Annotated in this window: 10 protein-coding genes; 5 read left to right on the top strand and 5 right to left on the bottom strand. The window is 72.9% G+C overall.

Translation table 11 applies throughout. The annotated features are described in order from the left end of the window. From AC2TEW_RS24130 to cysC, 3 genes are all read right to left on the bottom strand, one after another. Positions 1 to 1214: sulfate adenylyltransferase subunit 1 (locus AC2TEW_RS24130; RefSeq protein ID WP_484625426.1), on the bottom strand; the 1214-nt coding region annotated here is incomplete at its 3' end. A 2-nt stretch (positions 1215 to 1216) separates the two neighbouring features. After that, complete coding sequence (cysD, locus tag AC2TEW_RS24125) at positions 1217 to 2155, bottom strand: sulfate adenylyltransferase subunit CysD (RefSeq protein WP_484625425.1); 939 nt, start codon at positions 2153 to 2155, stop codon at positions 1217 to 1219. Beyond that, entirely contained in the window at positions 2152 to 2733 is a 582-nt protein-coding gene (gene cysC, locus AC2TEW_RS24120) for an adenylyl-sulfate kinase (RefSeq protein ID WP_484625433.1), read from the bottom strand. Before cysC ends, cysD begins: the two co-directional genes overlap by 4 nt. A gap of 813 nt (positions 2734 to 3546) precedes the next feature. Here cysC and AC2TEW_RS24115 point away from each other — a divergent pair. Both AC2TEW_RS24115 and AC2TEW_RS24110 read left to right on the top strand, forming a co-directional pair. Beyond that, positions 3547 to 4734 (top strand): sulfotransferase family protein, encoded by a 1188-nt coding sequence (locus tag AC2TEW_RS24115; protein WP_484625424.1) that lies wholly within the window; start codon positions 3547 to 3549, stop codon positions 4732 to 4734. 198 nt (positions 4735 to 4932) lie between these two features. Continuing rightward, complete coding sequence (locus AC2TEW_RS24110) at positions 4933 to 5730, top strand: hypothetical protein (RefSeq protein ID WP_484625423.1); 798 nt, start codon at positions 4933 to 4935, stop codon at positions 5728 to 5730. Positions 5731 to 5763: 33 nt separating this feature from the next. On the opposite strand, the gene AC2TEW_RS24105 is transcribed toward AC2TEW_RS24110, so the two are convergent. Both AC2TEW_RS24105 and AC2TEW_RS24100 read right to left on the bottom strand, forming a co-directional pair. Continuing rightward, the gene (locus tag AC2TEW_RS24105) at positions 5764 to 6378 is read right to left on the bottom strand and encodes a hypothetical protein (protein WP_484625422.1); all 615 of its coding nucleotides are present in this window, start codon (positions 6376 to 6378) and stop codon (positions 5764 to 5766) included. 329 nt (positions 6379 to 6707) lie between these two features. Then, positions 6708 to 7145: an SHOCT domain-containing protein gene (locus AC2TEW_RS24100; protein WP_484625421.1), complete on the bottom strand. Its 438-nt coding sequence runs from the start codon at positions 7143 to 7145 to the stop codon at positions 6708 to 6710. A gap of 344 nt (positions 7146 to 7489) precedes the next feature. On the opposite strand from AC2TEW_RS24100, the gene AC2TEW_RS24095 reads away from it, so the two are divergent. The 3 genes from AC2TEW_RS24095 to cobF all read left to right on the top strand — a co-directional run bounded on the left by AC2TEW_RS24095 (position 7490) and on the right by cobF (position 9142). Then, positions 7490 to 7819 (top strand): hypothetical protein, encoded by a 330-nt coding sequence (locus tag AC2TEW_RS24095; protein WP_484625420.1) that lies wholly within the window; start codon positions 7490 to 7492, stop codon positions 7817 to 7819. Between the two features lie 115 nt (positions 7820 to 7934). Then, entirely contained in the window at positions 7935 to 8294 is a 360-nt protein-coding gene (locus AC2TEW_RS24090) for a UBP-type zinc finger domain-containing protein (protein WP_484625419.1), read from the top strand. A gap of 71 nt (positions 8295 to 8365) precedes the next feature. After that, on the top strand, positions 8366 to 9142 hold the full coding sequence (gene cobF, locus AC2TEW_RS24085) for a precorrin-6A synthase (deacetylating) (RefSeq protein ID WP_484625418.1): 777 nt from the start codon (positions 8366 to 8368) through the stop codon (positions 9140 to 9142). Positions 9143 to 9147: the final 5 nt, after the last annotated feature.

Genomic DNA, 9147 nt, shown 5'->3' with positions numbered 1-9147 from the left:
AGGAACGATCCGGTCCGGCGGTTGGCGCGGTAGTCGTCCAGGGCCAGCGGCTCGGCGGTGCGCAGCACCACGTGGCCGATGTCGTTGACGGTGAGTGCGTCGGTGTCGGTGCGCTGTTCGAGGGTGTCGATGTCGATGCGGTAGGAGATTTCCTTGACGAGTGCGCGGACGGTGCGGGTGGTGTGCTTGAGCAGCACCTTCGCGCCGACGGTCAGCGGGCGCTCGTTCAGGTGGGCGACGGTGGCCTCGATGTCCTTGGTGGGGGTCGGGGCGGGTCCGGCGGCGATGAGGTCGCCGCGGGAGATGTCGATGTCGTCGGTGAGGCGGACGGTGACGGACTGGGGGGCCCAGGCGATGTCGGTCCCGGTGCCGAGGGCGTCGATGGCGGCGATCGTGGTGGTGTGGCCGGAGGGCAGCACGGTGACCGGGTCGCCGACCCGCAGGACGCCGGAGGCGAGTTGGCCGGCGTAGCCGCGGTAGTCGGGGTTGTCCTCGGTCTGCGGGCGGATGACGTACTGGACCGGGAAGCGGGCCGGTTCGACGCTCGGGTCGGTGCCGACCGGGACGGTCTCCAGGTGCTCCAGCAGGGTGGGGCCGCCGTACCAGTCCATGTGGGCGGACGGTTCGACGACGTTGTCGCCGGCCAGCGCGGAGATCGGCACGGCCACCACGTCCTTGACGCCCAGGGAGGCGGCGTAGGCGGTGAACTCGGCGGCGATGGCGGCGAAGACCGGCTCCGCGTACTCCACCAGGTCCATCTTGTTGACGGCGAGGACCACGTGCGGCACCCGCAGCAGGGCGGCGACGGCGGCGTGGCGGCGGGTCTGTTCGACGACGCCGTTGCGGGCGTCGACGAGGACGACGGCGAGTTCGGCGGTGGAGGCGCCGGTGACCATGTTGCGGGTGTACTGCACGTGGCCGGGGGTGTCGGCGAGGATGAACCGGCGCCGTGCGGTGGCGAAGTAGCGGTAGGCGACGTCGATGGTGATGCCCTGCTCGCGCTCGGCGCGCAGGCCGTCGGTGAGCAGTGCCAGGTCGGGGGCCTGCTGGCCGCGGCGGCGGGAGGCGTGTGCGACGGCCTCCAGCTGGTCCGCGAGGACCGACTTGGAGTCGTGCAGCAGTCGGCCGACCAGGGTGGACTTGCCGTCGTCGACGGAGCCGGCGGTGGCGAAGCGCAGCAGCGAGGTGGCGCTGGTCTCGATGGTGGTGCTCATGTCTAGAAGTACCCCTCGCGCTTGCGGTCTTCCATGGCGGCTTCGGAGAGTTTGTCGTCGGCCCGGGTGGCGCCGCGTTCGGTGAGGCGGCTGGCGGCGATCTCGGTGATGACGTCGGCGATGGTGGCGGCGTCCGAGTCGACGGCGCCGGTGCAGGACATGTCGCCGACCGTGCGGTAGCGGATCAGCCGCGTCTCGACCCTCTCGTGCTCCTTGGGGCCGCCCCAGGCGCCGGCGGTCAGCCACATCCCGTCGCGGGCGAAGACGTCCCGCTCGTGGGCGTAGTAGATCTCCGGGAGCTCGATGTTCTCGCGCTCGATGTACTGCCAGACGTCCAGCTCGGTCCAGTTGGACAGCGGGAAGACCCGCACGTGCTCGCCGACCGCGTGCCGGCCGTTGTACAGCGACCAAAGCTCGGGCCGCTGGCGGCGCGGGTCCCAGGCGCCGAACTCGTCGCGCAGCGAGAAGACGCGCTCCTTGGCGCGGGCCTTCTCCTCGTCGCGGCGGCCGCCGCCGAACACCGCGTCGAACCTGTGGGAGTCGATGGCGTCCAGCAGCGGCACGGTCTGCAGCGGGTTGCGGGTGCCGTCCGGGCGCTCGCGCAGCCGGCCGTCGTCGATGAAGTCCTGCACGTGCGCGACGTGCAGCCGCAGGCCGTGCTCGGCCACCACGCGGTCGCGGTAGGCGATGACCTCGGGGAAGTTGTGGCCGGTGTCCACGTGCAGCAGCGAGAAGGGGACCTGCGCCGGGGCGAAGGCCTTCAGCGCCAGGTGCAGCATGACGATGGAGTCCTTGCCGCCGGAGAACAGGATCACCGGCCGCTCGAACTCGCCCGCCACCTCGCGGAAGATGTGCACCGACTCCGCCTCCAGGGCGTCCAGGTGCGACAGCGCGTACGGGTTGCCGTCGGTGGCGACCAGGCCCTGGGTGGCGGTGGTCATGCGAGGCCCCTCTCGGTCAGGAAGGCGTGCAGATCGGCGGCGGACTCCGCGACCGTCCGGCCGCGGGTCTGGATGCGCAGCTCCGGGTCGGCCGGGGCCTCGTACGGGTCGTCGACGCCGGTGAGACCGGAGATCTCGCCGGCGGCCTGCCTGGCGTACAGGCCCTTGACGTCGCGCTCCGAGCACAGCTCGAGGGGGGTGGCGACGTGGATCTCCAGGAACTCGGTGCCGTTGGCGGCGTGCCGCTCGCGCACCGCGGCGCGGGAGTCGGCGAACGGGGCGATCACCGGGGCCAGCACCTTCACGCCGTTGGACGCCAGCTTCTCGGCGACGAAGCCGATCCGGGTGACGTTGGTGTGGCGGTCCTCGCGGGTGAAGCCGAGGCCCTTGGAGAGGAACTCGCGGATCTCGTCGCCGTCCAGGACCTCGACCCTGTGGCCCTCGGCGCGCAGCCGCTCGGCCAGCGCGAGGGCGAGGGTGGTCTTGCCGGCGCTGGGCAGCCCGGTCAGCCACACGGTGGCGCCGCGCTCGCAGCCGGCAGCCGGGGCGGCCGCCGCTGCGGGGCCCCCGGCCGCCAGGGTGTCGGCTGTCGTGTCGGCTGTCGTCACGGTCAACTCCGTTGGGGGAACTTCGTGGGGGGGTACGGGAGCACACCTGGGGCGGGCCGCGCGGCTCGACGGTTCGGCACTCGGGTCCGGCCCGCGGCCTGCCGGTCGGTGCGCACGGCGGACCGCGGACGGCGGTGGGCACGCCGACGAGCCCCGGCCGCACGGCGGGGTCGGCATCGCGTCCGTCGGGCCGGTCAGTACCGCCCTGGGCGCAGGTGAACGGCAGCAACGCCGGGGTGCGGCAGGCCGCTCCCGGCGGCTCCGCCGGTCCGTCTTCGCCCGGGCACGAGGAATCCCCGCCCGCAGATCTGGCGCATGGCGCTCCATCCGGTTCGAGCTGTCCCGAGGGGTGACGACCGCGATCGTCCGCCCGTACCGAATCCTGAGGCTGCGGTTGCTCCGGTCCGGTGCGTGGGGGCCGGACATCAGGGATCGGAGTTCGTCGTGGGGGCGGCCGAGCGAGGCTGCGACACCGCATTCTTCGAGGTGAACTACCGCTGTGGGACTGTCAGTTGACTCTCACGTGTGGGGTGGCGACCAGCTCTCCTCGTGTGCCAGGAGGGCACGCTACCGGATCGTAGGATCGCGGAAAAGAGGGTGGGCGCGCGGCCGGAGCCGGCCTCGGACACGGCGGGAATCCGGGTGATTTCCCGTGCAGATCCATTGACATGTACGCGCGGTTCGGGTCTAACCTGGCTGTCCCTACTGCTCGGTAGTTTCCAGGTTGGACCGGATCGCGGGATGGCGCCATGCCCCTCCCCCCGCTGCTGAAGGAACACACCCTTGCCTGCCACCCCACTCGCCCTCACCGTGGCCAATCTGCTGCTCCGGCCGGGCTTCGGCTCGCGGCGCAGCCCCGACCGGGTCTTCGACCGGATCATCGCGGCGACCCCGCAGGCCGTCGGCGACCGACCGTTCGCCGACGACTTCCGGCTGCTGCTGCGCGACTGGTCGAAGGACGCCGGCCTCACCCCGGTCGGCTGGGCGTCCGGACAGGCCCACGTCCGCAGGCAGCTCCGCAACCGGGCCCGGATCCGCGCACTGCTGTCCCAGCACCCCGCGATCGAGCAGGAGCCCATCGAGCGCCCGGTGTTCGTGGTGGGCCTGCCGCGCACCGCCACCACGCTGACCCACGGCGTACTGTCCCTCGCGGCCGAGCACCGCTGCCCCCTGCTGTGGGAACTGCTCACCCCCGACCTGGAGCCGAGCACCGCCGACCGGGCGAAGGCGGTCACCGCCGCACGCCGGATGATCGGCGCGATCGACCTGTTCGCCCCGGACTTCCGCGGCATCCACCCGCTCGACCCCGAGGGCCCCGACGAGTGCACCTTCGCCCTCCCGCACACCGTCATGCCGCTGTCCCAGGTCCGCATCGCGGGCTTCCCGGCCCGGCACCACGAACGGGACTTCGTCGCCGACTACCGGTACCTCAAGCAGGTCTTCCAGGTGCTCCAGTACGGTCGCCCCCGCCGCCGCTGGGTGCTCAAGTCACCCATGCACCTGGAGAACCTGGACGCCCTGCGCGCGGTCTTCCCGGATGCCACCGTCGTGTGGACGCACCGCGACCCGGTCACCGTCGTGGCGTCCTTCTGCAGCCTGGTCGAGCACAGCATGGCCATCACCGTCCGCCCCCTCGACCTGCACGGAATCGGCGCCACCTGGCTGGAGGTGCTGGGTCGCGCCATGACACGGGGCCTGGCGGCCCGGGCCGGGATCCCCTCCGAGGCACTGGTGGACGTTCCCTACTCCTGGCTCGGGTCCGACCCGGCCGGCGGCGCGCCCAGGCTCTACGAAGCCATCGGCGCCCGCTGGACGCGTGACACCGCGGCCCGGCTCCCCCAGGTCACCGCCCGTCCGAAGGGCACCCGCGCGCACAGCTACGACCTCGCGCGCTACGGCCTGACCCGGGTCGGCGTCGAAGCGGCGTTCGCCGAGTACAACAGCCTGCGCGCCGAGGTCGACCGGAGCTGACGCCCGGGCCGCCGGCGGGGCGGGTCCGGGAAAAACCGGGTGACCCGGGGGCGGGTGAGGGGCCAGGATCGGCTTCCGGCCACGCCCGCGGCACAGTGCTGCGGGCGGTGGCGAACGGTCCACGGGAGGGACGGCATCATCAGCAGCGGTATCGGACGGGCGGCCGCCCGGCAGCGCCCCGGCAGCGCGGCGACGGCCGTGGACGGATTGAAGCTGCACCGGCGGGTGCTGCGGCTCGACGGCCGGGAGTACACGGTGCTCGGGCTGCGGCCCGGTACGACGGCGCGGTTCGCCACCAACCACTACCACGGGACCTGGCACCTGCTGTCGGACCGGCCCGGTGCGCAGTTGCTGGCCAGGCTGCTGTGGGGGCTGTCGTACGAGCGGCATCCCGGGACCCTGGTGGTGATCGACCGGCCGTTCCTGGACCCCACCCCGTTCGAAGGGGAGGCGAGCGATCCCGTCGTGCTGGTGCCGCGCGGGCTGACCCCGCTGGCCGACGGCGCGGCCCGCGCGCTGCGGCGCGCCCTGCCGCTCACCTCGCCGCCGGCGGGCACCGTCCGGTGGCGGACCCACGGCCTGGACCTGGCACTCGCCGACCCGGGCGGCTGGGACGAACGGGTGCGCGCGCAGTTCCGGCGCGAGGGCGACGACGGCAGTACGGTGCTGCGGCGCGGCGGGCTGGTCACGGTGTCGGCCTCGCCGCGGGCGCTGCGCGAGTGGGCCGTGGACGCGGCCCGGCTCGGCGACCGCGGCCCGTACGAGATGGACTACACGTTCCTCGGCGAGGGGTGCGACGCCCCCGGCGAGGTGCAGACCTTCCGGCGCTACCGGTCGATGGTGTCCAGCGCGGTGGTGGCCCGCCGCGAGATCCTGGCCGAGGACACCGGACGCGACCTGCCGCAGTCGGTGCGCGAGCGGATCTGGCACCGCTCCGCGGAGGTCCGCCGGCGCACCCGCCGACCGGCCCGGCCCGCCCCCGCACCGGTCGCGTGAACGCGCGGCACGGGGACGGGACCGGACGGGACGTCAGCCCGCGAGGCGGTACTTGGTGGACGGCACCCCGCTGGTGTAGCTGCAGTCGAAGGTGCTCATCGAGGCCGTGGTCGTCCAGCCCGAGGGGGCGAAGCAGGCCCACAGGCCGTTCACCGGCTGCTTGATGCGGTACGTGGTGGACGGGACCCCGGCGTTCTGGCTGCACGCGGAGCCGTAGCTGATCAGGTCGTAGGTCCAGCCGGGCTTGACCGTACAGGCCATCATGCCGTCGACGGCGGTGCGCAGCCGGTAGCTCGCCGCCTGCGGGCCGATCTGGGCGCAGGCGCTGCCGAGCGAGACGTAGTCGTAGACGAAACCGTCGACCGGGGTGCAGGACATCACGCCGTCGGCGGGGGTGCGCAGGTGGAAGACGGTCGAGGTCCAGCTGGAACCGCCGCTGCACTGGCGGGTCTGCTGGACCTGGTCGTAGGTGTAGCCGGCCGGGACGCTGCAGGCCCAGGTGTTGTCGAGGCCGGCGGCGCCGGCCTGGGCGGGCGCGACGGCCAGGTCGGCCAGCAGCAGGGCGGCGGCCGCGACGAACGCGAGGGCCAGCCTGGGGACGAGACGGGTGATGCGGGTGAGGTTGCGGAGCGGGCGTATGGCGCGCATGGGTCTCCCCGGGACGTCCGATCGGTGTGGTGGCGATCGGAGTGACGGTGATCGTGAATCGATCTTCACGCGGTTGGCGTGATCGATTACATGTCTAGCAAGGAATGATCACTTACTGACAGACCGTCATCGGCCGTTCACGGCGGCGGTTTCCGGCCATCCGTGCCGGTGCCCCCGCGCGACCGGGGTGGGCGGCAGGGTGGGCAGCGGGGCGCGGGGCGGGGGTTGGGTGGGAGTTCTTTCTTCCGGGTTCTTGGAACCAATGCGTCGTGTCGCACCGGAACGCGGTCGGCCACGCCCCGGCCGCTCCGGCGGCCGGGGCACCGGGTTCAGGAAAGAACCTTGGCCTTGGCTTGCTGGTATTCCTCTTCCGTGATGTCGCCGCGGTTCTTGAGTTCGGCGAGTTTGGCCAACTCCTCGACATGGCCGCCTGTTCCGCCCGTTCCGCCTTCCGCGCCGGGTGCCGATCCGGCGGTTTCCCTGATGTAGCTGCGGAGTTGCTCCTCCTGCTTCTGGGCCTGCTTGAGGCTGCGCTCGCCCATGCCCTTTCCCCTGACGATGAGGTAGATGAAGATGCCCAGGAACGGCAGCAGGACGACCAGGATCGCCCAACCCGCCTTGGCGCCGCCGCTGAGCGAGTCGTCACGGAACACATCGTCGAGGACCCGGATCAGCAGGAAGATCCACAGCACCCAGAGGAAGATCTCCGCGATGGTCCAGAACAGGTTGAGCAGGGGATAGTCACCTGCCAGCGATGTTGCGATCATGGTGTGCCTCCCTCGGACGGCGGCGGTGACCCCACTGGCACCGCCGGACCGTGGCGATCCGGACGCGTACCACCGCGGAGCTGCGCGGTGCCCGCGTCCAGGCCACGCATCCGCCCGGGGCGGGCCCGGGACGGACAGGATCCCGCGCGGTGCCTGGGCCGTGGCACCGCCGTCTCCCGGCGTCCGCCTCCGGCTCCTGGTCTCAACTCTGCGCCGCCGCGGGCCGCACCGCACGGGAGAGCCGGAACGAAGCGCCCGCACCCGCCCCCGCGTACGGGCGCCCGCGGCCCGCGCGTCACCGCGGATGGGGCGTGTGCCGGGCCCGCGCGCCGTACGATCGGGGCATGTCCAAGCTCGCTGACTCTCCGCTGTCGCTGTGGTCCAAGGACTCCGTGCTGTCGATCGGCTCGGTGGGTTCGGTGCTCTCGATCGGGTCGACCGGTTCGGTGCTCTCCGTCGGGTCGGTGGGCAGTGCGCTGTCGGTCGCCTCGATCGGGTCCGCGCTGTCGGTGCTCTCGGCCGGGTCCTGGCTGAGCGCCGGATCGGTGCTGTCCGCCCAGTCCTGCTGGTCGGTGCTGTCGTGGCGTTCGCGCGGCGGGTTCCTGGCGGCGGGCGCGGTCGCGGTGGTGGCCGGTGCGGCGCTGCTCGGCGAGCACCGCCGGGGCGGCCGGTAGCGCGCCGTACGCCCTTCCCCTGCCCCCGCCCCCACCCCGGCGGCCCGGCGGTGCGGGCGCGGGCTCCCGGTCGTAGGCTGCCACGGGGGCTCCAGGCGGACCAGGGAGGCACCGGATGGCCGACGAACGGATCCCGGGGATCAACCCCGCCGCAGCGCCGAGCGGCGCGGGCTGCGCGCAGTGCCTGGCCGGTGACGGCCCGGGCTGGTGGCTGCACCTGCGGCGGTGCGCCGAGTGCGGCCAGGTCGGCTGCTGCGACTCCTCGCCGTCCCAGCACGGCACCCGGCACGCACGCGAGTCCGGACACCCGTTCCTCGCCAGTTTCGAGCCCGGCGAGAGCTGGCTGTGGAACGTCGAGACCGAGGAGTACTACGACGGTCCCGAGCTGTCCGGGCCCGCCGCGCACCCGGGCTCCCAGCCCACCCCCGGCCCGGCCGGCCGGGTGCCCGAGGACTGGCGCGACCACCTGCACTGAGCCGCGGGGCCGCGGGCGCACCCGGTCCCCCGGCGGCCCGGGCGGCCGGGCCGCACGGCACAATCGCTGGCATGCAGCACATCCTCGTCATCGGAATCGGCGCGGGCGACCCCGACCACCTGACCCTCCAGGCGGCCAAGGCGCTCGGGCGCACCGACGTCTTCTTCATCCTCGACAAGAACGAGGAACGCCAGGACATGATCCGGCTGCGCCGGCGGATCCTGGCCGAGCACGCCAAGCCCGGCCACCGGGTGGTCGGCGTCCCGGACGCGGAGCGGGACCGCACCACCCCGGCGTACACCGCCGCCGTGGACGACTGGCGCCACCGCCGCGCCGACCTGGTCGAGCGGCTGATCGCCGAACACCTCGGCCCCGACGAGACCGCCGCGTTCCTGGTCTGGGGCGACCCCAGCCTGTACGACAGTGTGATCGCGGTGGTGGACGAGGTCCTGGCGCGCGGCACCGCCGTCTTCGAGTACGAGGTGATCCCGGGCATCAGCAGCATCTCGGCGCTCGCCGCCCGGCACCGCACCACGCTGACCCGGGTCGGCCGCCCGGTCCAGATCACCACCGGGCGCCGCCTCGCGGAGGGCTTCCCCGCCGACGTCGACGACGTGGTGGTGATGCTGGACGGACGCGCGGCGTTCGCCACGATCGACCCCGAGGGCCTGGAGATCTTCTACGGCGCCTACCTCGGCACCCCGGACGAGATCCTGGCCGCCGGCCCGCTCGCCGAGGCCGCGCCGCGGATCCGCGAACTGCGTGAGCAGGCCCGGGAGCGCAAGGGCTGGATCATGGACTCGTACCTGCTGCGCCGCACCACCGGGGAGCCGGGCGGAGCGGCCTAGCTCCT

The sequence above is a fragment of the Kitasatospora sp. NEAU-CNBT7 genome (assembly GCF_057220535.1).
The sequence above is the reverse complement of the archived record's forward strand: the minus strand, read 5'-3'. Positions and strand labels throughout refer to the sequence as shown.

Excerpts from the sequence above, each read along its gene's own strand:
- cysD (WP_484625425.1), bottom strand. The coding sequence starts at position 2,155 with ATGACCACCGCCACCCAGGGCCTGGTCGCCACCGACGGCAACCCGTAC.
- AC2TEW_RS24090 (WP_484625419.1), top strand. The coding sequence starts at position 7,935 with ATGGCCGACGAACGGATCCCGGGGATCAACCCCGCCGCAGCGCCGAGC.
- cobF (WP_484625418.1), top strand. The coding sequence starts at position 8,366 with ATGCAGCACATCCTCGTCATCGGAATCGGCGCGGGCGACCCCGACCAC.
- AC2TEW_RS24100 (WP_484625421.1), bottom strand. The coding sequence starts at position 7,145 with ATGATCGCAACATCGCTGGCAGGTGACTATCCCCTGCTCAACCTGTTC.
- AC2TEW_RS24095 (WP_484625420.1), top strand. The coding sequence starts at position 7,490 with ATGTCCAAGCTCGCTGACTCTCCGCTGTCGCTGTGGTCCAAGGACTCC.
- AC2TEW_RS24105 (WP_484625422.1), bottom strand. The coding sequence starts at position 6,378 with ATGCGCGCCATACGCCCGCTCCGCAACCTCACCCGCATCACCCGTCTC.